This window comes from Enterobacter sp. Ap-1006 (assembly GCF_011752835.1).
Lineage (GTDB): Bacteria > Pseudomonadota > Gammaproteobacteria > Enterobacterales > Enterobacteriaceae > Cedecea.
Window position 1 is genome coordinate 355,078 of sequence record NZ_VWWU01000003.1, and the last position, 25,798, is coordinate 380,875.

Consider the following 25,798-nt stretch of genomic DNA (forward strand, 5'->3'; position numbering starts at 1 on the left):
TCGGACGATTACTCGCCTTTAGCTGCTTTGAATGCTTCAGCCATTGCGTTAGAGAAGTTGCCTTCTTCCTGTTTGTTGTTAACAGTCGCAATTGCATCTTTCTCGTCAGCTTCGTCTTTAGCACGAACAGACAGGCTAACAACACGGTTTTTACGATCAACGCCGGTGAATTTAGCTTCAACGTCGTCGCCAACGTTCAGAACCAGAGTTGCATCTTCAACGCGGTCACGGGAAGCTTCAGAAGCACGCAGGTAGCCTTCTACGCCATCTGCTAATTCAACTGTAGCACCTTTCGCGTCAACTGCCGTTACTTTACCAGTAACGATAGTACCTTTCTTGTTCAGCGCAACGTAGTTGTTGAACGGATCTTCTGCGAGCTGCTTAACGCCCAGGGAGATACGCTCACGCTCTGCGTCAACCTGCAGAACAACGGCTGCAATTTCGTCGCCTTTTTTGTATTCACGTACTGCTTCTTCGCCCGCAACGTTCCAGGAGATGTCAGACAGGTGAACCAGGCCGTCGATGCCGCCGTCCAGGCCGATGAAGATACCGAAGTCAGTGATAGACTTGATTTTACCTTCAACACGGTCACCCTTGTTGTGGGTTTCCGCGAACTGCTGCCATGGGTTGTTTTTGCACTGCTTCAGACCCAGGGAGATACGACGACGTTCTTCGTCGATATCCAGAACCATAACTTCCACTACATCACCAACGTTAACAACTTTGGATGGGTGGATGTTTTTGTTGGTCCAATCCATTTCGGAAACGTGAACCAGGCCTTCAACGCCTTCTTCGATTTCAACGAAGCAGCCGTAGTCGGTCAGGTTGGTCACGCGGCCAGTCAGTTTGGTACCTTCTGGATAACGCTTAGCGATAGCTACCCATGGATCTTCGCCCAGCTGTTTCAGGCCGAGGGAAACACGAGTACGCTCGCGGTCGAACTTCAGCACTTTAACAGTGATTTCGTCGCCAACGTTCACGATTTCGCTTGGATGCTTAACGCGTTTCCATGCCATATCGGTGATGTGCAGCAGGCCATCAACGCCACCCAGGTCAACGAATGCACCGTAGTCAGTGAGGTTCTTAACGATACCTTTAACTTCCATGCCTTCTTGCAGGTTTTCAAGCAGCTGATCGCGCTCTGCGCTGTTCTCAGACTCGATAACCGCACGACGGGAAACAACAACGTTGTTGCGTTTCTGGTCCAGCTTGATCACTTTGAACTCAAGCTCTTTGCCTTCGAGGTGCAGAGTGTCGCGAACTGGACGAACGTCAACCAGGGAACCTGGCAGGAACGCACGAATACCGTTCAGCTCAACAGTGAAGCCACCTTTAACTTTGCCGTTGATAACACCAACCACAGTTTCAGCTTCTTCGTAAGCTTTTTCCAGCGTGATCCAAGCTTCGTGACGTTTAGCTTTTTCACGGGACAGCAGAGTTTCACCGAAGCCGTCTTCTACTGCGTCCAGCGCAACGTCAACTTCGTCACCAACCTGGATTTCCAGTTCGCCGGCTGCGTTTTTGAACTGCTCTGCAGGAATTGCAGATTCAGATTTCAGGCCCGCATCAACCAGAACGACGTCTTTGTCGATAGCAACAACAACACCACGAACGATGGAACCCGGACGGGTTTCGATTGTTTTAAGGGATTCTTCAAATAGTTGAGCAAAAGATTCAGTCATGTTTAATCTTCAAAAGTTAGATTAACGTCCATCTGGCCTCATGCCGGATGGGGTTGTTTTACATACCCGCTTACACTCCATTGCAGCGGGGGTACTACAAAATGGGTCGCTATCTCAAGCGAGCGCCAGCTTTTCGCGGGCGTATTGTAGCGCTTTTTCAATCACTTGCTCAATGCTCATACTGGTTGAATCCAGCACTAAAGCATCTATAGCAGGCACTAACGGCGCTACAGACCGATTACGGTCGCGATCGTCGCGTTCCTTGATCTCGGCCAAAAGGCGCTCAAAGTTAACACTAAAGCCCTTCTCCTGCAACTGTAGCATGCGCCTGTGGGCGCGCTCTTCAGAGGAGGCATCAAGGAAAATTTTCACCGGCGCATCCGGGAACACAACGGTTCCCATATCGCGGCCGTCTGCAATCAGACCCGGCGCTTCGCGGAAAGCGCGCTGGCGGCGCAGCAAGGCTTCGCGCACACGCGGGAACGCGGCCACCTGAGAAGCCGCGTTTGCCACTTCCTGAGTGCGAATTTCAGCGCTAACGTCTTCCCCTTCGAGAATCACTTCCAAATTGCCGTCGGTGGAAATAAACCGAACGTCCAGGTGGGCCGCAAGGGGCACCAGCGCGTCTTCGGAAGCCACATCAACATGGTGATGTAACGCCGCGAGCGCCAGAACGCGATAAATCGCACCAGAGTCCAGCAGATGCCACTGCAGCGCTTCGGCCATGGCCTTACAAAGCGTGCCTTTACCGGCGCCACTTGGGCCATCAATCGTTATTACCGGGGCGGATGCCGTCATCGTTTTCTCCTCTATCGCTGGATTCGCGGGTGGTAAACGCCGCGCATTATACGCCGCAACCGCCAGGACTGTTATCTTTCCAGACAAATATCCACGGGAATCAGGCTGAGTGTAGAAGAATTGCGCAACGGGCGTTGTAAGGAATCGTAGAGATAAAGAAAAACCGCATCAGACGATGCGGTTTTACAAACGTTATACAGGCGTACTGATGCGAGCTAACTGCTCGAAATAATCAGGGAAGGTTTTTGCCGTACAGCCTGGGTCAAGAATCGTCACTGGCGTATCGGACAACGCCACCAGCGAGAAACACATCGCCATACGGTGATCGTTGTAAGTACCGATTTCAGCAAACGTCAGCTTAGCCGGTGGCGTAACGCTAATATAGTCTTCGCCCTCTTCAACTTCTGCACCGACTTTTCGTAATTCCGTCGCCATTGCGCTCAGACGATCGGTCTCTTTTACGCGCCAGTTATAGATATTACGCAGCGTGGTCGTGCCTTTAGCAAACAGGGCCGCGGTCGCGATAGTCATTGCCGCATCCGGGATATGGTTCATATCCATGTCGATAGCGTTTAGCTCACCACGTTCACAGCTAATGAAGTCATCGCCCCAGGTCACTTTCGCGCCCATTTTCTCAAGTACATCGGCAAAGCGAATATCACCCTGCACGCTGTTCCGCCCGATGCCGGTAACCTTGACCACGCCACCTTTAATTGCGCCTGCGGCCAGGAAGTAAGAGGCGGAGGAGGCATCACCTTCTACCAGGTAAGCCCCTGGGGATTGATACTGCTGCGCGCCGCGAATCAGGAAACTGCGATAGTCGCGGTTTTCAACTTCCACGCCGAAAGTTTTCATCAGATGCAGCGTGATATCGATATAAGGTTTGGAAACCAGCTCGCCTTTAATGGTGATTTCAGTGTCATGTGCAGCCAGAGGTGCGGTCATCAGTAGCGCGGTCAGGAACTGGCTGGATACGCTGCCGTCCACTTCAACCTTGCCGCCGCCAAAGCCACCGCGCAAACGCAGAGGTGGGTAATTTTCTTGCTCAAGGTATTCTATGTTCGCTCCACCCTGGCGCAGCGCATCGACAAGGTGGCCGATTGGACGCTCTTTCATCCGCGGCTCACCGGTCAGCACAATGTTGTTACTGCCGAGGCACAACGCCGCGGCCAGCGGACGCATAGCGGTGCCAGCATTCCCTAAAAAGAGTTCCAGCTCACCTTGTGCCTGCAGAGGCCCGGCCACGCCGGTGACTTCACAACGGGTACGATCCGCCGAAAGCGTATAGCTCACGCCCAACGCCTTCAGCGCATTAAGCATATGGCGGACATCATCGCTATCCAGCAAATTGGTCAGCACCGTGGTGCCTTTGGCCAGCGCGGCCAGTAGCAGCGCACGGTTAGACACGCTTTTTGAACCCGGCAGATTAATGGTGCCGTTGACCAGCGCGATGGGTTGTAACGTCAGGGATTCCAGCATGGGAAAAATACTCTCAACTCAAACAGAATAAAAACCCCGCAGACGGGCCGCGGGGCAAAGTGCTAATGCATTAATTAACCGTGGCGACGCTCGAAGTCCACCATGAAGTCAGTCAACGCTTTGACGCCATCGAGCGGCATCGCGTTGTAAATCGAGGCGCGCATCCCCCCCACAACACGGTGACCTTTCAGGGAATGCAGGCCCGCAGCGAAAGACTCTTCAAGGAACACTTTGTCCAGCGCGCTATCCGCCAGTTGGAACGGGACGTTCATCCGGGAGCGATTAGAGGCCGCAACATCGTTACGATAGAAATCGCTGTTATCAATCACGCCGTACAGCAACTCAGCCTTGGCCTGGTTGATACGATCCATCGAGGCAACGCCGCCCTGCTCTTTCAGCCACTTAAAGACCAGGCCTGCCAGATACCAGGCAAAAGTCGGCGGCGTGTTAAACATTGAGTCATTATCGTTCAGCACGGTGTAATCGATAATCGACGGACACGCTTTGTGCGCCTTGCCTAGCAGATCTTCACGAACAATAACCAGCGTCAGGCCGGCCGGACCAATGTTTTTCTGTGCGCCAGCATAGATCACGCCGAAGCGGCTAACGTCGATAGGACGAGACAAAATAGTCGAAGAGAAGTCTGCGGCAACGACGGTATCACCAAAATCTGGGGTTTCATCGATTGAAATGCCGTCAATGGTTTCATTCGGGCAATAGTGCAGAAACGCGCTGTTGTCAGACACCTGCCATTCACTCATTGGCTTGATAGCACGTTTACCGTCCACGGTGATTTTTACATCATGGGCAACCGGCTGGCAGTATTTTTTCGCTTCTTTAATTGCGCTATTTGCCCAGTAGCCGCCGTCAATGTAGTCGGCCGTGGTTTTGTCACCGAGAATATTCAGCGGCACGCCTGCAAACTGACCGCGCCCGCCGCCGTGGCAGAATAAAACTTTATAGTTGGAGGGGATTTGCAGCAGATCGCGAAAATCTTTTTCCGCCTCTTCAGCGACCTGAATAAACTCTTTACCACGGTGGCTAATTTCCATTACGGAAGTGCCCAGACCGTGCCAGTCGCACAGCTCCTGTTGTGCACGACGAAGTACTTCAGCCGGCAGCATCGCCGGACCAGAACTAAAATTGTATACCTGTGTCATTTCCCCTCACCACGCCTCGAGCAATAAGTTTTTATTACATTATCGGTTTTATCATTCAGCGGCGCAGTGTTGCAATGGTTAATCCCTCGCGGAAGACCAATGTGAGCAAAATCACACAACACAATCTTCCGGCAAGCGAAAAAACTGCCCGATTTCCGACGGCAAGGCAATACGACGAACATGCCCAATGGCGGCCAGTCATTTTACTACCATAACAGCGAGTTACTGTAAGCAGGCATAGCCTGTTATGCTAGCGTCGCCTGCACCGTGCGGAGGATAGCGTCTGCCCGGTAAAACCCGTATCATTGCGCGTTTTGCGTACCATTAAAGTGAACCCCATGACCCAGACATTTATCCCCGGCAAAGATGCCGCCCTGGAAGACTCCATCGCTCGCTTCCAGAAAAAGCTGACCGACCTCGGTTTCAATATCGAAGAAGCCTCCTGGCTTAACCCGGTACCCAACGTTTGGTCGGTGCATATCCGCGACAAAGACAGCGCCCTGTGCTTCACCAACGGTAAAGGTGCGACCAAAAAAGCCGCGCTGGCATCCGCGCTGGGTGAATATTTTGAACGTCTGTCGACTAACTACTTCTTCGCCGACTTCTGGCTGGGCGATGCAATTGCAAACGGTCCGTTCGTGCATTACCCGAACGAGAAATGGTTCCCGCTGCCGGAAGATGACCAACTGCCTGAAGGCATCCTCGACGATCGTCTGCGCGCTTTCTACGACCCGGAAAACGAAGTCGGTGCCGGGATGCTGATCGATCTGCAGTCCGGGAACGAAGAACGCGGTATTTGTGCCCTGCCGTTCACCCGCCAGTCAGACCTGCAGACTGTTTATATCCCAATGAACATCATTGGTAACCTGTACGTCTCCAACGGCATGTCTGCGGGCAACACGGCTAATGAAGCACGGGTCCAGGGTCTGTCTGAAGTCTTCGAGCGCCATATCAAAAACCGCATCATCGCAGAAAGCATCAGCCTGCCAGAGATCCCACAGGATGTGCTGGCCCGCTATCCGGGCGTCGTGGAATCCATTAAAACGCTTGAAGCTGAAGGCTTCCCTATTTTTGCGTATGACGGTTCTCTGGGCGGTAAGTACCCGGTTATCTGTGTCGTGCTGTTCAACCCGGCCAACGGAACCTGTTTCGCCTCCTTCGGCGCACACCCTGATTTTGGCGTAGCGCTGGAGCGTACCGTAACTGAGCTGCTGCAGGGGCGCGGTCTGAAAGATCTGGATGTCTTTACGCCGCCAACTTTCGACGATGAAGAAGTCGCTGAACACGCGAACCTGGAAACACACTTCATCGATTCCAGCGGCCTGATTTCCTGGGATATGTTCAAGCAGGACGCAGATTACCCGTTTGCTGACTGGAGCTTTGCTGGCACAACGGAAGAAGAGTTCGCTACGCTGATGGCTATCTTCAAGTCGGAAGATAAAGAAGTGTATATCGCCGACTACGAGCATTTGGACGTTTACGCCTGCCGTATTATCGTCCCAGGCATGTCTGATATTTACCCTGCCGACGACCTGCTGCTGGCCAACAACAGCATGGGCAGCCACCTGCGTGAAACGATTCTTGCGCTGCCGGACAGCGAATGGGAGCAACAGGACTATCTGGATCTGATTGCCCAACTGGATGACGAAGGCCACGATGATTTCACCCGCGTGCGTGAGTTACTGGGCCTGGCTACCGGGAAAGATAACGGCTGGTACACGCTGCGCATTGGCGAACTGAAAGCCATGCTGGCGCTAGCGGGCGGCGATCTTGAGCAGGCACTGATCTGGACCGAATGGACCATGGAGTTCAACGCTTCCATCTTTAGTCCTGAGCGTGCCAACTACTACCGCTGCCTGCAAACTCTGCTTCTGTTGTCACAGGAAGAAGAGCGCGAGCCTCTGCAATACCTGAACGCTTTCGTCCGTATGTACGGGGCTGAAGCCGTGGATGCCGCCAGCGCGGCAATGAGCGGTGAAGCGGCCTTCTATGGGCTGCAGCCAGTGGATAAAGATCTGAAAGCTTTCCCGGCGCATCAGGCGCTGCTGGCCGCGTACGAAAAATTACAGCGCGCTAAAGCCAAATATTGGCAAGTAAAGTAATTTCCTGACAACTTCCTGGTGCGCACTGCACCTTGTCTGAGCTATATTATGGGGCGCTTTTTGCGCCCCTTTTTATTATTGCAACAATAATAATTTATTATGTAATTTTTTGGTTAACTTCAGGTAAATAGTTATTTTTTGACAGCGGCAATAATGTTATCAAAATATAAAAATACCCCATTATAATTAACCAATTTCGCGTAAGGGAGATGTTCAATTCAATTTTACCTATAATTATTAAAATTTATTTTTTCATTTACAATCAATGAATTAAGATGAAAAACAGGTAAAGACCTGCTTTTTCAGTGCCTATTAGCTTGGCGAGATATGATCCACATCAATTTTTACTCTATAATGCTTTGTTAGTATCTCCTCGCCGAATTAAATAAGAGAGAGTTAGTGTGAAAGCTGACAACCCTTTTGATCTAGTACTTCCACCAGCGATGGCAAAAATTGCCGAAGATGCTGGCGTCTATAAAGCAACGAAACAACCGCTAACGACCTTTTACTTAGCGATTACCGCCGGCGTCTTCATTTCGATTGCCTTCGTGTTCTACATCACCGCCACCACAGGCACATCCACGATCCCGTTTGGGATTGCCAAGCTGATTGGCGGCACATGCTTCTCACTGGGTTTAATTCTTTGCGTTATCTGCGGTGCTGACCTTTTCACCTCCACCGTGCTTATCGTCGTAGCCAAAGCCAGCGGCCGTATCACTTGGGGCCAGCTACTGCGTAACTGGGCTAACGTCTACATCGGTAACCTGATCGGTGCTCTACTCTTTGTGCTGCTGATCTGGCTGTCCGGCATGTATATGACCGCCAACGGCGCATGGGGACTGAATGTCCTGCAAACCGCAGATCATAAAATGCACCACACATTTGTTGAGGCCGTCTGCCTTGGCATTCTGGCAAACCTGATGGTGTGTCTCGCCGTCTGGATGAGCTACTCCGGCCGCAGCCTGATGGACAAAATGTTTGCTATGATCCTTCCGGTTGCCATGTTTGTTGCCAGCGGCTTTGAGCACAGCATCGCAAATATGTTCATGATCCCGATGGCTATCGTGGTTCGTGACTTTGCCAGCCCGGAATTCTGGACCGCCGTAGGGTCTTCTCCGGAAAGTTTCTCGCATCTGACCGTGCTGAACTTCATCACCGATAACCTGATTCCAGTCACCATCGGAAACATCATCGGCGGAGGTTTACTGGTTGGGTTGACATACTGGGTAATTTATCTGCGCGGTGGCGACAAGCACTAAGCTACGTCAGTACGCAGGTTTAAGAACTCCACATTAAAGGTAGGTGTTACATGTCCGAGCAAAATGAAAAGTTAGCCACAGCCTGGGAAGGTTTTGCTAAAGGCGACTGGCAGAATGAAGTTAACGTCCGTGACTTTATTCAGAAAAACTACACCCCGTACGAGGGTGACGAGTCCTTCCTGGCAGGTGCTACCGACGCAACTACCATACTGTGGGACAGCGTGATGGAAGGCATCAAACTGGAAAACAGCACTCACGCACCAGTTGACTTCGATACCGACCTCGCGTCTACCATCACCGCTCACGATGCGGGCTACATCAACAAGTCCCTCGAAACTATCGTGGGTCTGCAGACCGATGCTCCTCTGAAACGCGCCATCATTCCTTTCGGCGGCATCAAAATGGTCGAAGGTTCTTGCAAAGTATACGGTCGCGAACTCGACCCAATGCTGAAAAAGATCTTCACCGAATACCGCAAAACCCACAACCAGGGCGTGTTTGACGTTTACACCAAAGACATCCTGAATTGCCGTAAATCCGGTGTTATTACCGGTCTGCCAGATGCCTATGGCCGTGGCCGTATCATCGGTGACTACCGTCGCGTTGCGCTGTACGGTATCGACTACCTGATGAAAGACAAGTTCGCTCAGTTCAACTCACTGCAAACCAAACTGGAAAACGGTGAAGATCTGGAAGCGACTATCCGTCTGCGTGAAGAAATCTCCGAACAGCACCGCGCGCTGGGTCAGATCAAAGAGATGGCCGCCAAATATGGCTACGACATCTCCGGTCCTGCTACCAACGCTCAGGAAGCTATTCAGTGGACTTACTTCGGCTACCTAGCTGCGGTTAAATCTCAGAACGGCGCTGCAATGTCCTTCGGTCGCGTATCCACCTTCCTGGATGCTTACATCGAGCGCGACATCAAAGCAGGCAAAATTAACGAGCAAGACGCTCAGGAAATGATTGACCACCTGGTCATGAAACTGCGTATGGTTCGCTTCCTGCGTACCCCTGAATATGATGAGCTGTTCTCCGGCGACCCAATCTGGGCAACCGAATCTATCGGCGGTATGGGCGTTGATGGCCGTACTCTGGTGACCAAAAACAGCTTCCGCTTCCTGAACACCCTGTACACCATGGGGCCTTCTCCGGAGCCAAACATCACCATTCTGTGGTCTGAAAAACTGCCACTGAACTTCAAAAAATACGCGGCTAAAGTCTCCATCGATACCTCTTCTCTGCAGTACGAGAATGACGATCTGATGCGTCCTGACTTCAACAACGATGACTACGCTATCGCATGCTGCGTAAGCCCAATGATTGTTGGTAAGCAAATGCAGTTCTTCGGGGCTCGTGCAAACCTGGCGAAAACCATGCTGTATGCAATCAACGGCGGCGTTGATGAAAAACTGAAAATGCAGGTTGGTCCTAAAGAAGCACCAATCACTGCCGACGTTCTGGACTACGACAATGTGTTGGATCGTCTGGATCACTTCATGGACTGGCTGGCTAAACAGTACGTTACCGCGCTGAACATCATTCACTACATGCATGATAAATACAGCTACGAAGCGTCTCTGATGGCTCTGCACGACCGTGACGTTGTTCGTACCATGGCTTGTGGTATCGCTGGCCTGTCCGTTGCGGCTGACTCCCTGTCTGCTATCAAATACGCGAAAGTGAAACCTATCCGCGACGAAGACGGTCTGGCTATCGACTTCGAAATCGAAGGTGAATATCCACAGTTCGGTAACAACGATCCTCGCGTAGATGACATTGCCGTTGACCTGGTTGAACGTTTCATGAAGAAAATTCAGAAACTGACCACCTACCGTGGCGCTATCGCGACCCAGTCTGTTCTGACCATCACCTCTAACGTGGTTTATGGTAAGAAAACCGGTAACACCCCAGACGGTCGTCGTGCAGGTACTCCGTTCGGCCCAGGCGCTAACCCAATGCACGGTCGTGACCAGAAAGGTGCCGTTGCCTCTCTGACCTCCGTCGCTAAACTGCCGTTTGCCTACGCGAAAGATGGTATCTCTTATACCTTCTCCATCGTGCCAAACGCGCTGGGTAAAGACGATGACGTGCGTAAAACCAACCTTGCAGGTCTGATGGATGGTTACTTCCACCACGAAGCAAACATCGAAGGTGGTCAGCACCTGAACGTCAACGTAATGAACCGTGAAATGCTGCTGGATGCGATGGAAAACCCTGAGAAATATCCTCAGCTGACCATTCGCGTATCCGGTTATGCCGTTCGTTTCAACTCGCTGACCAAAGAACAGCAGCAGGACGTTATTACCCGTACCTTCACTCAGTCCATCTAATTCCTTGTCAGACTGAAGAAGCGTACTATATAAAGGCTCCACTCCCGTGGGGCCTTTTTACTCACCTCCCTACCCTCAGCCTGCTTTGCCAGCTATCTATACTCTGGGTATCTGTCAAAACAGACTTAACACAGCCGGCTTGAGCTGTGCACGACACAGGCCCTGGACGGGCCACATCTGGAGAGATCACCGCAATGTCAGCAATCGGACGAATTCACTCTTTTGAATCCTGCGGTACCGTGGACGGCCCCGGTATCCGTTTTATCACCTTCTTTCAGGGCTGCCTGATGCGCTGCCTTTACTGCCACAACCGCGACACCTGGGACACCCACGGTGGCAAAGAAGTGACGGTAGAAGAGCTGATGAAAGAAGTTGTTACCTATCGCCACTTCATGAATGCCTCGGGCGGCGGCGTTACCGCATCCGGTGGCGAAGCTATTCTGCAGGCCGAGTTCGTCCGTGACTGGTTCCGCGCCTGCCGTAAAGAAGGGATTCATACCTGCCTGGACACCAACGGCTTTGTTCGCCGCTACGATCCGGTGATTGATGAGCTGCTGGAAGTCACCGACCTGGTGATGCTCGATCTCAAGCAGATGAACGACGAAATCCACCAAAACCTGGTGGGCGTGTCAAACCACCGCACGCTCGAATTTGCGCAATATCTGTCGAAAAAAGACATTAAAGTGTGGATCCGCTACGTTGTTGTACCGGGCTGGTCTGACGATGATGATTCCGCGCATCGCCTCGGGGAATTCACTCGTGACATGGGCAACGTTGAAAAAATCGAACTGCTGCCGTATCACGAGCTGGGCAAACACAAGTGGGTGGCGATGGGCGAAGAATACAAGCTGGATGGCGTGCATCCGCCGAAGAAGGAAACGATGGAGCGGGTGAAAGGTATTCTGGAGCAGTACGGCCATAAAGTGATGTACTGATTCGAACCGTGCTCCCCTCTGTGGGAGCACGTATATTTTTCTTCCGGCTCGCTCACTTCTCAGCAGGGCCTCACATAACTCAACCAGCCACAAACGCCCATGAGATCGGATCTATAGACGCGGCAAGCTGATTAAGCGTGAGCCACCGGGGTTGGATGATGGCCCGCCTTACGCAGCAGCATCATCAGGTAAACAAATGACACTGCGGCCATCATGATAAACAGCACGTTATCAGAGTAGTTTTGCATCAGCAGCGCAGTCACTGTCGGCCCAATTAAGCTCCCGATGGTGTAGCTCAGCAACAGCGCCTGATTCATTGCCACCAGTTGATGACGCTCAATCCTTTCGCAAGCCCAGGCCATCGCCACCGGGTAGAGCGTGAAACCAAAAGCCCCCAGAACGAATAGCGCAGGCCCCATGGCGGCGTTGCTGAGCATCGCCAGGCAGCCAAGAATCACCACGAACACCTGTACACGCAGCACCAGCAGACGGCCATATTTATCCGCCAGACGCCCCATAGGCCACTGACCAACAATACCCGCGCTGATCATCAGCGCCATCCAGAAGCCAATACCGGAGTCACTCACGCCCTGATGGTTCAAATACAACGGCATCAGACCATACAGAGAGCCGAGTACGATGCCGGACATAATGCAGCCGTTCACACCCAGTCGAGCCTGGCGCAGACGCAACATCGGCCAGACCGGCGTGTTATCCCGGTGCTCATCCCCGTCGCTGACAATATGGGTAAACAGCAATGGAAGAATAGCGGCCAGCACCAGCGCGGTAGCCCACGGCAGAACGTTCATCAGTTCAGTAGACAGCTTGCTGACCATCAGCTGGCCGACCACCATTCCGATGTAGTAAACGGTCATGTAAGCCGCCAGCAGACGGCCGCGGTTGCGGGAAGTCCCGCTGCACATCAGGGCGCTTTCAACCACAACCCAAATCATGGCGCAGCCCACGCCGGCCACAAACCGCCAGACCATCCAGCTCCAGAAACCAACCATCAGCCCGAGGCCAACACAGCCCACGGCAAAAATAATAGAGGCAAGATAGTAGCTGCGGTTAAACCCGTGACGCTTAATCACCCATCCGGTAATCAATGTCCCGACCAGGTTGCCGGTAAAGTAGGCGGAGCCCACCATCCCGACCTGCCAGGTAGGAAGATTATCGTGAGCCAGCCAAAGCGGGACGAGCGTGTTTAAAACCGCCATCGCCAGAGTCAGCAGCAAAAGCCCGCAAAGCAGGAGCAATACGGGACGGGTATAGGTGGTCATGGGTATCAAACCGTGAGGAAATCAGGAAATTTGTGCGCATCATGCCACCGGCAAATTGATTGTCAATCCAGCAATAATGGGGGGTAAGGAGGGTTTGAGCGGGTACGATTTGAAAAACTTATCCTGCTAATAAGTGACCGGTGTCACGTAAATTGTATCTCGCTGTTTTTGATGCGATATAGCGGAAAATAGGTCAAAATGAGCAATCAAAAATTTCATGGATATTCAGGTGAAATTTTCTTATGCGAGAAGATTAAAAAGCGCGTCCTCAGACGCGCTTATAACTCGATGAAATGTTAGCTTGCTATCGCCATACCAACAGTCATATGCAATCCGTAGAAGACGCCACGACCGATAAGTTCACCTGCAATCACCAATACCATTGCCAGCGTTAGCAAACCGACGCCAGGCCGAGAGCCTTTCAGCTGTGGAACAATCCAGCCGACCAGAGCAATCACCAGCAGAACCATCCGCCATGCCATCAGCGAGCCGTATTCCGGCACCAGCGCAGACGCCTGTTGAATAGAACTATGCAGCGTTGCCAGCTCCATGCCCTGCATCAGCACAACGACCATGCTAACCAGCAAGGCAAGTAGCGAGACGACAGGCAATATACGCATCCCCCAGCCGCTAACCCCGGCTGCTGAAAGCAGCAAATAGCCCAGCAGTGGGCCACCGATAAACATCGTCAGGAAGAAGCTCAGCGGCGTCCAGACGCTAAACCAGGTCGGAACCGTGTCAATCAGGTAAACCCGACTCATCATCCAGACAAATACCACGCCCAGAATCATGGTGATTACGACCCAGACTTTGCTGAGTGCCTGAGGCATTTTTCCGAGCACGGTCAAAAGCCACCAGAAACCACCCACCGCAAAGAATACCGATCCGCTGGCAATTTCATTGCTCAGCGCTGAACTGCCGAGGCGATTCAGGGAGTTGAACGCTCGCAGCGGCGAACCGAGATGCAGAATTGAGGCAATAAAGCCGATGCCCATCAGGATCCATAACACCACCATCAGCAATTCGGCGCGCTTGCGAACCGCCCTGTCCTTCACGCCATACAGCAGCGCCAAGGCCATAACGATAAACCCGCCTGCAACACATTGGCCTAACACCGTAAAGACCATCAGCGGCCATTCATGCCATCCGTTTCCCATCTCACACCTCCTTCGGGTTGGCCAGATAACCGCTGGTATCCCCACTTGGGCGGCTGTTGGCGTTAGGTTTAATCACGATATTTGGTTTTGTAAAATGCGATGCTGGCAACGGGGCAATAGCAGCCTGAGTGCCGTACTTCTTGCGTAATTCATCGACAGGAGCCAAATCCAGCGCGCGCAGCGGGCAGGATTCCACGCAAATCGGCTTTTTCCCCTCGGCAACGCGCTCATAACAGCCGTCACACTTGGTCATGTGGCCTTTCTCTTCGTTGTACTGTGGCGCACCGTACGGACACGCCATATGGCAGTAGCGGCAGCCGATACAAACCTCTTCGTTGACCACCACAAACCCATCTTCGCGCTTGTGCATGGCACCGCTCGGGCAGACCTTAGTACAGGCCGGATCTTCACAATGGTTACAGGAAATAGAGAGGTAATAAGCAAATACATCCTGATGGAAAACACCGTTATCTTCCTGCCAGTTACCGCCCGCATACTCATAAATGCGGCGATAGCTAACTTCCGGACTCAGGTTCTTAAAATCCTTGCACGCCAGTTCGCAGGTTTTGCAGCCGGTGCAGCGACTGGAGTCGATATAAAAGCCATATTGGGTTGTCATTTACTGCTCCTTACGCCTTTTCAACCTGGACCAGGTTACTGTGGGATGGATTGCCTTTTGCCAGCGGTGACGGGCGCTGGGTGGTCAGCACATTGATGCTGCCGCCGCGGTCGATTTTATTGGCATCGGGGCTATACCAGGCGCCTTCCCCTAAGGCGACAACGCCAGGAATGATGCGTGGCGTGACTTTGGCGCTAATGCGCACTTCTCCGCGATCGTTAAAAATACGGACTTCATCACCATTGGCGATGCCGCGCTGTTTTGCATCAAGCGGGTTGATCCACATCTCCTGGCGACAGGCAGCCTTCAGCACGTCAACGTTGCCATAGGTCGAGTGCGTCCGCGCTTTGTAATGGAAGCCGGTTAGCTGCAGCGGCCATTTTTCCGCCAGCGGATCGCCAACGTTCTCAAAACCAGCGCTATACACCGGCAGCGGGTCAATGACATCCCCTTCCGGCAGTTCCCAGGTGGCGGCAATATCCGCAAGCTGAGCGGAATAGATCTCAATTTTCCCTGACGGCGTCGTTAATGGGTTGGCATAGGGATCTTCACGGAAGGCTTTGTAGGCGACGTGATGCCCTTCCGGGTCACGCTTTTTAAACATCCCCAATTGGCGGAACTCATCAAAGCTCGGCAGCTCAGGGATCGCTTCCTGAGATTGAGCATACAGGTGACGCATCCAGCCTTCCTGCGTCCGTCCTTCCGTGAAACGCTGCTCCACACCCATACGCTTCGCCAGTTCGGTCGTCATTTCATAGATGGTTTTGCATTCAAAACGCGGCTTGATGGCCTGTTCAGCAAAAATCACATAAGACATGTTGCCGCAGGAAGCATCGAGGCAAAAATCCATCTGCTCAGAGGCAGTGCAATCCGGCAGAAGAATATCGGCGTATTTCGCAGAGGACGTCATGTGGTTGTCGATCACCACGATCATTTCGCATTTTTTATCATCCTGCAGAATGTCGTGCGTGCGGTTGATCTGAGAATGCTGGTTAATCAGGCAATTCCCGGCATAGTTCCAGACCATTTTAATCGGTACATCCAGTTTATCTTTACCACGCACGCCGTCGCGGGCGGCTGTCATCTCCGCGCCGCGTTCGATGGCATCGGTCCACATAAACATGGAAATACTGGTTTGAACCGGGTTTTCCAGCGTAGGCATTCGCACAAACGGCAGGCTATAAGAGCCTTCACGCGCCCCGCTGTTGCCCCCGTGAATACCGACGTTACCGGTCAGGATAGAAAGCATGGCGATTGCGCGGGAAACCAGCTCGCCGTTGGAGTGACGCTGCGGCCCCCACCCCTGGCTGATAAAGGCCGGTTTAGCACTGCCAATTTCCCGGGCAAGTTTGATAATACGATCGATCGGAATACCGGTTATCTGCGAAGCCCATTCAGGCGTTTTGGCAACGCCGTCAGCCCCCTGACCGAGGATGTAAGCTTTGTAGTGGCCATTGCGCGGCGCACCAGCCGGGAGCGTTTTTTCATCATAGCCAACGCAGTATTTGTCCAGAAAGGCCTGATCTACGAGGTTTTCGTCGATCATCACCCACGCCAGCGCGGAAATCAGCGCCGCATCGGTGCCAGGGCGAATAGGGATCCACTCGTCTTCACGCCCTGCGCCAGTATCGGTGTAACGTGGGTCAATAATGATCATTCGGGCATTGGACTTTTGACGAGCCTGTTCGAGGTAATAAGTCACCCCGCCGCCGCTCATCCTCGTTTCGCCCGGATTATTGCCGAACAGCACCACCAGCTTGCTGTTTTCAATATCGGATGGGCTGTTGCCGTCCGCCCAGCCGCCGTAGGTATAATTCAGACCGGCGGCAATCTGTGCGGTGGAATAGTCCCCGTAATGATTGAGGTAGCCCCCGCAGCAGTTCATCAGGCGAGCAATCAGCGTGGAACCCGGCGGCCAGGAACGCGTCATGGTTCCACCCAGCGTACCGGTACCGTAGTTCAGATAAATAGCTTCGTTACCATGCTCTTTAATGATGCTCTGCATGCTGTGGGCAATGGTATCAAACGCTTCATCCCAGCTAATGCGCTCGAACTTCCCTTCGCCACGCGCGCCAACGCGTTTCATCGGGTATTTCAGGCGGTCAGCATTATAGACCCGGCGGCGCATAGAGCGACCACGCAGGCAGGCCCGAACCTGGTGTAAACCTTCATAATCGTCATCGCCGGTGTTATCGGTTTCGACATATTTAATTTCGCCATCCACCACATGCATACGCAACGGGCAGCGGCTGCCACAGTTCACCGTACAGGCGCTCCAGACCACTTTTCCACTGCTACCGGGATTAACGGTTTGAGCGGCAAAAGCGAGCCGGGAGAAGGGGAGTGAGAAGGCGCTAGTTGCAGCAGCTAAACCACCGATTGCCGTGGTTTGGACCAGCTTACGACGGCTGACCTCTGCCGCGAGGATCGCGTTAGGGGTTTTATCAGTCATAGTGACCTACTTGTTTTGCTCACAGTTGAAATAAGCCGGCAGCGGTCACGCGGGTTGAGAGCCCACATTCCGTTGCGCAGCTAAAGGGTGAAAGGGGTGTCCGGTATATTTTTATTGAAGGATTGACCTGACCGCGTCACGCCTTGTGAAGCACGGCCGTCAAATGATGATTAGATGTAAGTTTTAATTGAACAATCATCACCCGCTTCCGGTGAGCAATAATACTTCTTTGGGAGTAGGGGTTATTGTCTGGTATCAAGAAAGGCGGTGTTGACGTAAAACCTCGGAATTAGGGTATAAAAAAAGCGCCCTGAGGCGCTTTTTCAATGCATCACAAACGGCGGATTACCCGATGTATTCCAGGCCATTCATGTAAGGACGCAGCACTTCTGGTACCTGAATGCGGCCATCAGCCTGCTGGTAGTTTTCCAGGACGGCGACCAGAGTACGGCCAACTGCCAGACCAGAACCGTTCAGGGTGTGAACCAGGCGAGTTTTCTTGTCTGCTTTACTGCGGCAGCGGGCCTGCAGGCGGCGAGCCTGGAAGTCCCAGCAGTTGGAGCAGGAAGAGATCTCACGGTACGTATCCTGTGCCGGCAGCCAGACTTCCAGATCGTAAGTTTTGCGCGCACCGAAACCAATATCACCGCTGCAAAGCAGCACTTTACGGTATGGCAGCCCCAGCAGTTGCAGAACCTTCTCCGCATGGCCGGTCATCTCTTCCAGCGCATCCATAGAGTCTTCAGGGCGAACGATCTGCACCATCTCAACTTTGTCGAACTGGTGCATACGAATCAGCCCGCGAGTATCACGGCCATAGGATCCAGCTTCAGACCGGAAGCACGGCGTGTGCGCAGTCAGCTTCAGCGGCAGGGAATCTTCGTCGATGATCTCGTCGCGAACCAGGTTGGTCAGCGGCACTTCTGCGGTAGGGATCAGCGCGTAGTTGCTGCTGTCCGCTTCTTCTTCCAGCGGACGGGTATGGAACAGGTCACCGCCAAACTTAGGCAACTGGCCGGTACCGTACAGCGTGTCCTGGTTAACCAGATACGGAACATAGTTTTCCATGTAACCGTGCTGCTCGGTGTGGAGATCCAGCATAAACTGGCTCAGCGCACGGTGCATACGCGCCACCTGCCCCTGCATTACTACAAAGCGGGAACCGGTGAGTTTAACCGCCGCAGCGAAGTCCAGGCCTTTTGCCATTTCGCCCAGGGTTACGTGATCGCGCACTTCGAAATCAAATTTACGCGGCTCGCCCCAGCGGCTGACTTCGACGTTTTCGCTGTCGTCTTTGCCCAACGGCACGCAGTCATCAGGAATGTTTGGCAGGGTCAGCGAGATGTCGCGAATTTCTGCCAGCAGAGAATCAAGCTCGTTTTTCGCTGCATCCAGCTCTTCACCCAGCTGGTTAACCTGCAGGCGCAGCGGCTCAATGTCTTCTCCGCGCGCTTTCGCCTGGCCGATGGATTTCGATCGCGAGTTACGTTCAGCCTGCAGATTTTCCGTTTTGACCTGCAGTACTTTACGACGCTCTTCCAGAGAGCGCAGCGTGTCTACATCCAGCTTAAAGCCCCGGCGTGCCAGTTTTTCAGCGACTGCGTCTGGCTCTGTACGCAGCAGATTGGGATCGAGCATGCTTATCCTGTGCTTATCGAATTGAATTTATAGGAGTGCGGCCACAGCCTGCGACCGCTTTGATAGTCTTGCTAACCTTACCGCAACGCCTGCATTAGCGGTAGCGTTTTGTGGGGCTTTTCTGATCCTGCTCGGTCAGCCAGGCTAGCTTTTCGCCAATCTTACCTTCCAGACCTCTGTTGGTCGGCCGATAGTAGCGAGTTTGCGCCATTTCAGGTGGGAAATAGTCTTCCCCGGCGGCATAGGCATTGGGCTCGTCATGGGCGTAACGGTATTCCTGGCCATAGCCCATTTCTTTCATTAATTTCGTTGGGGCGTTACGCAGATGGACGGGCACGTCATAATCGGGGCGTTCGCGCGCATCCGCCATTGCAGCTTTGAACGCGGTATAAACGGCGTTACTTTTTGGGGCACAGGCCAGATAAACAATCGCCTGAGCAATAGCCCTCTCCCCTTCCGCTGGCCCTACGCGGGTGAAGCAATCCCAGGCGGCAATGGCCACCTGCATACCTCTGGGATCCGCGTTACCAACGTCTTCAGAGGCAATCGCCAGTAAGCGCCGCGCAACGTAGAGCGGATCGCCACCTGCGCTAATAATGCGTGCGTACCAGTAAAGAGCGGCATCCGGGGCAGAACCGCGAATTGATTTATGTACTGCTGAAATCAGATCGTAAAAACGATCGCCTTTATTATCGAAACGCGCACTGCGTTCACCAGCAATCTCCGTTAGCAATTGGGTTTGCAAAATTCGGTTGCCGCTGGCGTCAATTTCAGCCATATCCGCCATCATTTCGAGCGTATTTAACGCCCGGCGCGCATCGCCGTTTACCAGCTCGGCAATGGCTTTACGCGTTTCGTCCGGCAGGATGATATTTTGCCCGCCGTAGCCCCTGGCTTTATCGTTCATCGCCTGATCGAGCACCAGCTCAATATCCGCCACGGTCAGTGATTTCAGTAGATACACGCGAGCGCGGGAAAGCAGCGCCGAGTTCAGCTCAAAAGAAGGGTTTTCGGTTGTCGCACCAATAAAAGTAATGGTGCCGTCTTCAATATGCGGCAGGAAGGCATCCTGCTGGCTTTTGTTGAAACGGTGAACTTCGTCGACAAAAAGAATGGTGCGGCGCCCGGCATTGCGGTTCTGCCGCGCACGTTCGATGGCCTCACGAATATCTTTCACGCCTGAGGTTACCGCAGAAATACGTTCAACATCCGCGCTGGCATAGCGAGCAATCACTTCGGCGAGGGTTGTTTTACCGGTGCCCGGCGGCCCCCAAAGAATCATGGAATGCAGATGACCTGCTTCAATGGCTCGGGGCAGCGGTTTTCCATCAGCCAACAGATGCTGCTGGCCGATGTACTGCGCCAGATTTTCTGGCCGCATACGCGCGGCCAGCGGCTGGAAGGTATTCTCTGAAAAATCGAGCGACAGATTGCTCACTCAAGCCTCTACTTACGTTGGTCGTCCACCGTGACGCCTTTTGGCGGGGTGAACGTAAACTTACCGGCATCCACTGCGCCGTTTTGCTGAGCCTTCAAAGTATAGCTGCTGCGCTGGTCATCCTGCTCTACGGCGCTGAACTGATGGATAGTGCCGTCTCGGCCGACGTTGATGGTGAATTGCTTCAGGTTACCCGAGCTGCTTTTTGGCGTCAGCACGAAGTCATCGCCGCTTTGCTTGATGTTGTATTGCTTCCAGTCGCTGGACTGGTTGCGGGCAATCAGCATAAACGGCGTATTGCTGGTGGCATCTTTTAGCCAGGTAGCCGTAACCTGCTCAACAAACGGGTTGTAGAACCACAGGGTTTTACCGTCGGAAACGAGGATGCTTTCATCGGGCTGAGTCATGTGCCAGTTGAACAGGTTTGGGCGCTTAACCCACAGATCCCCCTGGCCTTCCTGCACGGCAGCGCCGCTACCATCGGTGACTTTCTGGGTGAAGCTGGCGTGGAAGCTGCCAACTTTATCAAGGCGGCCCTGCAAATCCCCGGCTGCGTCAGCCCAGGCTCCGGTTGCGGTCAGGCCGGCTAACAGCGCACAGGCAATTACGATTTTTTTCATTATGTTCCCTCTGGATTCATTGACCACCTGACGATGGCACTTCTGCTGCTCACTCTAGTGAAGTCTTCGGCTACCGCAACAGAAGAATAAGCTGATTTTCCGGTAATTTACCCATCTTTGCAAAAAGAGCCGCAGGCGCGGCTCTTTTTTGCTCAATGGACTAGCGCTCGGCCGGATTACTCAAACTGAGGTGGCGCAAGAACCTCTCGGTTACCGTTATGCCCCTGTGGGCTCACGATCCCCTGCGCTTCCATCTGCTCCACGATTCTCGCGGCTCGGTTGTAGCCGATACGGAACTGGCGCTGCACGCCGGAGATGGATGCTTTGCGTTTCTCTACCACGAAAGCGACTGCCTGATCGAACAGCGGATCCAGCTCTTCGTCACCGTCCATCCCGCCGCCACCGCCGTCACCGCTGCCTTCATCATCGGTAATGCCGGTGATGTACTGCGGACGGCCACGTGCTTTCCAGTCCTGCACCACCGCATGCACTTCTTCATCACGCACAAAGGCACCGTGCACACGAATCGGCGTCGTGGAGTTTGGCGCGGAATAAAGCATATCCCCCATGCCGAGAAGTGATTCAGCGCCGCCCTGATCCAGGATTGTGCGTGAGTCAATTTTGCTCGACACCGTAAACGCGATACGGGTTGGGATGTTAGCTTTAATCAGGCCGGTAATGACGTCAACCGATGGACGCTGGGTTGCAAGAACAAGGTGAATACCTGCGGCACGCGCTTTCTGTGCGAGGCGGGCGATCAGCTCTTCTACTTTTTTGCCTACCGTCATCATCAGGTCGGCAAATTCATCCACCAGCACCACGATATACGGCAGTTTCTCCAGCATCGGGTGGCTCACTTCCATGCTGTCACCAGGTTTCCAGAACGGGTCAGGGATTGGGCGCCCCATGCGCTCAGCTTCCAGCACGCGTTCGTTGTAGCCCGCAAGGTTTCGCACGCCCAGCGCGGACATCAGCTTATAGCGGCGCTCCATCTCGTTCACGCTCCAGCGCAGCGCATTCGCGGCGTCTTTCATATCCGTAACCACTTCGGTCAACAGATGTGGAATGCCTTCATACACCGACAGCTCAAGCATTTTCGGGTCGATCATAATGAAGCGAACATCTTCCGGCGTTGCTTTATACAACATGCTGATGATCATGGCGTTTACGCCAACCGACTTACCGGAACCCGTTGTACCGGCAACCAGCAAGTGAGGCATTTTCGCCAGGTCTGCAACCACAGGCTCACCGCCGATGTCTTTACCCAGAACCACGGTCAACGGAGAGCCGTTGTCGCGGAATTTAGCGCAGTCGAGCACTTCACGCAGATAAACGGTCTGGCGCTTTTTGTTAGGCAACTCAAGGCCTACGTAAGGTTTACCCGGAATAACCTCAACCACACGCACGGCGACGGTGGAGAGCGAACGCGCCAGGTCGCGGGAAAGGTTAGAGATGCGGGCAGCCTTCACACCCGGAGCCAAATCCAGCTCGAAGCGGGTAATGACTGGGCCAGGGGAATAATCCACTACATCCGCTTTAATGCGGTAATCCGCCAGACGCGCTTCAACCAGGCGCGCCATCTGCTCCATTGCAAAGGTATCTACCGGTTCAACCTCAGTTGGAGGAGAAGTCAGTAGATCCAACGACGGCAGCGGCGTGGTCGGTTTCTGAAGCGGCCGGTCGTCACCGTTGCGCATCAAGAACGGGTGGATCAGGCTCTCTTTTGGCTCTGGCGCAGCAGGTTGATGCTGAGCCGCCTGAGCATATTGAGAAGGCTGTGCCGCTGGTTGACTGTGCTGAACTGGCTGCGGGGCCGGTTCAAAGCTCGGGGTAAACAGCGGCTCGCTCGGCGTATCATCCACCAGTTCCTTCAACGATGACTGGAAATCAAAGTCGTCAAGAGAGAACGGCGTATTATTCTGCTGTGGCTGCTCGCTATAGCGCTGTTGCTGCTGTGCAGCAAACTGACGCGCAAGTTCCGCCTCTTCCGCCTCGGCCTGCTGTTCTTCAGACCAGCTTTCGTCTTCGTACTCTTCGCCATAGCGCTGCTGTTGCTGGGCTGCAAACTGGCGGGCCAGTTCGTGCTGCTGCAGCGCATCGCCTTCATCTCCGTAATCGTCTTCAGACTGCTGGTTCTCGGCGAGTCTCGCCTGCTCTTCTGCCATTCGCTGGGAAGGCAGTTTTATGCCATAGGACGCCAGTTCACGACGAGTCGGAACGCGTACCCGGTTTGGACGTGGCAGTTGAGGGCCAATACCTTCTTTTACCTGAGGACGTGGCGCATCACTGGCGATACTGAACACGGGTGAAAATGCTGCCGCTGCAGCCCCAGTTTTTACTGCCTGCTGAATGCCAGATGCAGTCTGCGTTATATCCGGCACTGGCATTTCTGGTGCCGATAACGACGAGGAAACGGGCGCAGATGTCGGTATCAAAGGTTGAACCGGTTCCGGGCTAGCGGGTTTTACTGGCGCATAGCTGTAAGGATCAGGCTTTGGCTCATTAACTGGTTGGTACCACGCCGCAAGCTGTTCACGTTCCCGGGCTCGCTTCTCTTCCACTTCTTCAAAGTGGTACATCGGCGGGCGAACGTATTTCACCTCTTCTACCGGCTCAGGCACGGACTGTGGTTCAACGGCTGGCTGAGCCACCGGCACAACGGGTTCAGACCAGCTTTGATGCGTCTCAGGCACAACCTGCTGTTGTATGCTTGCCGAGTGCGGCGACGTGTAATGATCCGGGGCAGGCGCAATAACCGGTTCTGGCGTGACCGTTGTCGGTGCCGGTTCCCAGGCAATCGCTGGGGCAGCAAGCTCAGCGTCAACGACAGGTGCCGGTGTTGATACTGGAGGCATTGAAGCAACCGGCGGTACCGGTGCAGCCCACGACTGGTGAACTGTTGTTGCCGCGGCTGCCGCTGCAACAGGCTCAACGGCAGAATGCCCACTGAACAGCGGATCGTATTCCTGATCTTCTGGCAAAGTCGCTTTATGCCCGGAGAACAGCACATCGTTCGGATCCGCTTCTACACCACGAGCGCTGAACAACACATCGTCTTCAGCGTCATCCATACGCTTGCCGGAGAACAACGCCGCATCCGTTTTGCGACCATTAGGATTAGCAAACTTCTGCGACAAGCGCTGCTTACGCGCAAGCGCCCCGCGTAAAATACGCGCCCGGCGAGATTCGCGTTTCTCAGCAGAAACCTGCGGCGCTTCGTCTTCGTCATGCTCTTCTTCGTATTCGTCCTCATCCTGCCAGGTGTTATCCCGGCGGGTGCGGTTGCTGGCAAAAGTCAGCACGGTCAGCACCGCGCTGCCAAGTTTCTCAGCAATGCTGACCCAGGACCAGCCGGTGAACAGCGTCAGACCAGCAGCCCAAACGCATAGCAGCGCAATTGTGCCGCCGCTGCTGTTCAACAGCGGCATCATAGCGGTGCTAAGCAAGCTACCCAACACGCCGCCCGAAGCGAAGTACCAAATATCGTCCGCATTGATGGCCGCCAGACCACAAGAGGTCAGCACCATCGCAAGTACGCCGATCAGGCGCAGCGAAACGGCAAAATAATCGATGAATTCTTCACTGTCGCGCTGGCGCCAGGTGAACCAGCAGCCCCCGATGATAATCACCGGAATGGTGTAGGCCATCACGCCAAAAATGAAGAACAGCGTATCAGCAAACCACGCTCCCGGCGCACCACCCAGATTATGGATGGGCTCATGCCACGCGGTTTGCGACCAGCTGGGGTCTGAGGGGTTAAAGCTTAGCAAGGCAGCCATCAAATAGATGGCGAATAAGGCAACAAGGATCAGCAACGCCTCGAGTAAACGGCGCCCGCTGCTCAGTTTCCGCAATGTTACTTCTTTATCTTCGGTATATTCCTGGCTCAAGAAAGGCTCTCCAGGTCCTTAAACTCAATGGAGACAACAGCACCGGCGGCCTGCCGGAGCTGTTGCTGTATGGATTCCCAGGAGTGTAACCAAAATACGCCAATTTTGCACCTGGCCCGTATTAACGGGTCTTAATGACCAAACGGTTACTCTGTTTGACCTCTTCCATGACAACATAAGTACGGGTATCGTTCACGCCCGGCAGACGCAGCAGGGTCTCACCTAAGAGTTTACGATACGCCGACATATCCGGCACGCGTGTTTTCAACAGGTAGTCGAAATCACCGGATACGAGATGACACTCTTGAATTTCTTCAAGTTTCTGCACTGCGGCGTTAAATTGCTCAAACACATCCGGGGCGCCACGATTCAGAGTAATCTCAACAAATACCAGCAGCGAGGCATCCAGATAATGCGGGTTTAACAGCGCCGTATAGCCCTGAATAAAACCCTGACGTTCTAGACGACGGACGCGCTCAAGGCACGGCGTCGGCGAAAGCCCAACACGCTTGGAAAGCTCAACGTTAGAAATGCGCCCATCCTTTTGCAATTCGTTGAGAATATTGCGATCGATACGGTCGAGATCTTTGCCCGGGCGCTTCTTGCTATCTACCATTATTATTGTCTCTCTCTATTCCTTCCTTCACCTGCCATAACCCTGGTGACGTCAATGTTCAGGGTGTACGTGAGAAGACCGATGCCTTGCGGCTGCTATCGACATCACGCATAGCGTCTGTCCACGTCATGCGTAAATTTCAATAACTCGGTAAATTTGCATCAGGTTTGCGCGAGAGCACGCGGCTTCCACATCACCAAATGTTTTTCTTCCTCGAATGTTTTCGCAAATGCTTAGGGGATTGTCAAAGCAAAACATCTATTTTTAGTGGAACGTGCCAGATATTCCTTTTGGCTGATGATTATTCATCATTTTCGCACCGTGATTACCGTGCTATTAC

At 53.4% G+C, this 25,798-nt stretch carries 17 protein-coding genes; 4 read left to right on the forward strand and 13 right to left on the reverse strand.

Annotated elements, in window-relative coordinates:
• Positions 1 to 8 precede the first annotated feature (8 nt).
• The 4 genes from rpsA to serC form a co-directional block, all read right to left on the reverse strand.
• Positions 9 to 1,682, reverse strand: a complete 1,674-nt coding sequence (rpsA, locus tag F3J28_RS09910; RefSeq protein WP_008461180.1) for a 30S ribosomal protein S1 — start codon at positions 1,680 to 1,682, stop codon at positions 9 to 11.
• Positions 1,683 to 1,796: 114 nt separating this feature from the next.
• Positions 1,797 to 2,480 carry a (d)CMP kinase gene (gene cmk / locus F3J28_RS09915; protein ID WP_008461178.1) on the reverse strand — a complete coding sequence of 228 codons (684 nt, stop codon included), beginning with the start codon at positions 2,478 to 2,480 and terminating at the stop codon, positions 1,797 to 1,799.
• Between the two features lie 192 nt (positions 2,481 to 2,672).
• The gene (gene aroA, locus F3J28_RS09920; protein ID WP_166876565.1) at positions 2,673 to 3,956 is read right to left on the reverse strand and encodes a 3-phosphoshikimate 1-carboxyvinyltransferase; all 1,284 of its coding nucleotides are present in this window, start codon (positions 3,954 to 3,956) and stop codon (positions 2,673 to 2,675) included.
• Positions 3,957 to 4,033: 77 nt separating this feature from the next.
• Positions 4,034 to 5,119, reverse strand: a complete 1,086-nt coding sequence (gene serC / locus F3J28_RS09925) for a 3-phosphoserine/phosphohydroxythreonine transaminase (RefSeq protein ID WP_166875432.1) — start codon at positions 5,117 to 5,119, stop codon at positions 4,034 to 4,036.
• 338 nt (positions 5,120 to 5,457) lie between these two features.
• On the opposite strand from serC, the gene ycaO reads away from it, so the two are divergent.
• The 4 genes from ycaO to pflA all read left to right on the forward strand — a co-directional run bounded on the left by ycaO (position 5,458) and on the right by pflA (position 11,748).
• Positions 5,458 to 7,221: a 30S ribosomal protein S12 methylthiotransferase accessory factor YcaO gene (gene ycaO / locus F3J28_RS09930; RefSeq protein ID WP_166875435.1), complete on the forward strand. Its 1,764-nt coding sequence runs from the start codon at positions 5,458 to 5,460 to the stop codon at positions 7,219 to 7,221.
• A gap of 401 nt (positions 7,222 to 7,622) precedes the next feature.
• On the forward strand, positions 7,623 to 8,480 hold the full coding sequence (gene focA, locus F3J28_RS09935) for a formate transporter FocA (RefSeq protein ID WP_039301559.1): 858 nt from the start codon (positions 7,623 to 7,625) through the stop codon (positions 8,478 to 8,480).
• Positions 8,481 to 8,530: 50 nt separating this feature from the next.
• The gene (gene pflB, locus F3J28_RS09940) at positions 8,531 to 10,813 is read left to right on the forward strand and encodes a formate C-acetyltransferase (protein WP_166875437.1); all 2,283 of its coding nucleotides are present in this window, start codon (positions 8,531 to 8,533) and stop codon (positions 10,811 to 10,813) included.
• Positions 10,814 to 11,007: 194 nt separating this feature from the next.
• Positions 11,008 to 11,748 carry a pyruvate formate lyase 1-activating protein gene (gene pflA / locus F3J28_RS09945; RefSeq protein ID WP_008461164.1) on the forward strand — a complete coding sequence of 247 codons (741 nt, stop codon included), beginning with the start codon at positions 11,008 to 11,010 and terminating at the stop codon, positions 11,746 to 11,748.
• Positions 11,749 to 11,879: 131 nt separating this feature from the next.
• Here the strand turns inward: pflA and F3J28_RS09950 are convergent, their stop codons facing one another.
• From F3J28_RS09950 to lrp, 9 genes are all read right to left on the reverse strand, one after another.
• Positions 11,880 to 13,028, reverse strand: a complete 1,149-nt coding sequence (locus F3J28_RS09950; protein ID WP_166875440.1) for an MFS transporter — start codon at positions 13,026 to 13,028, stop codon at positions 11,880 to 11,882.
• A 296-nt stretch (positions 13,029 to 13,324) separates the two neighbouring features.
• Complete coding sequence (locus tag F3J28_RS09955; protein WP_166875443.1) at positions 13,325 to 14,185, reverse strand: dimethyl sulfoxide reductase anchor subunit family protein; 861 nt, start codon at positions 14,183 to 14,185, stop codon at positions 13,325 to 13,327.
• A gap of 1 nt (position 14,186) precedes the next feature.
• A complete protein-coding gene (locus F3J28_RS09960; RefSeq protein ID WP_008461158.1) occupies positions 14,187 to 14,804 on the reverse strand; it encodes a DMSO/selenate family reductase complex B subunit in 618 nt (205 codons plus the stop codon).
• Between the two features lie 10 nt (positions 14,805 to 14,814).
• Positions 14,815 to 17,256 (reverse strand): dimethylsulfoxide reductase subunit A, encoded by a 2,442-nt coding sequence (dmsA, locus tag F3J28_RS09965; protein ID WP_166875446.1) that lies wholly within the window; start codon positions 17,254 to 17,256, stop codon positions 14,815 to 14,817.
• A 345-nt stretch (positions 17,257 to 17,601) separates the two neighbouring features.
• Positions 17,602 to 18,894, reverse strand: a complete 1,293-nt coding sequence (gene serS / locus F3J28_RS09970; protein WP_008461154.1) for a serine--tRNA ligase — start codon at positions 18,892 to 18,894, stop codon at positions 17,602 to 17,604.
• Between the two features lie 94 nt (positions 18,895 to 18,988).
• Positions 18,989 to 20,332 (reverse strand): replication-associated recombination protein A, encoded by a 1,344-nt coding sequence (locus F3J28_RS09975; protein ID WP_008461151.1) that lies wholly within the window; start codon positions 20,330 to 20,332, stop codon positions 18,989 to 18,991.
• 8 nt (positions 20,333 to 20,340) lie between these two features.
• Entirely contained in the window at positions 20,341 to 20,952 is a 612-nt protein-coding gene (gene lolA, locus F3J28_RS09980; RefSeq protein ID WP_166875448.1) for an outer membrane lipoprotein periplasmic chaperone LolA, read from the reverse strand.
• A gap of 176 nt (positions 20,953 to 21,128) precedes the next feature.
• Positions 21,129 to 24,842 carry a DNA translocase FtsK 4TM domain-containing protein gene (locus F3J28_RS09985; RefSeq protein WP_166875451.1) on the reverse strand — a complete coding sequence of 1,238 codons (3,714 nt, stop codon included), beginning with the start codon at positions 24,840 to 24,842 and terminating at the stop codon, positions 21,129 to 21,131.
• A 121-nt stretch (positions 24,843 to 24,963) separates the two neighbouring features.
• A complete protein-coding gene (gene lrp / locus F3J28_RS09990; protein ID WP_000228469.1) occupies positions 24,964 to 25,458 on the reverse strand; it encodes a leucine-responsive transcriptional regulator Lrp in 495 nt (164 codons plus the stop codon).
• Positions 25,459 to 25,798: the final 340 nt, after the last annotated feature.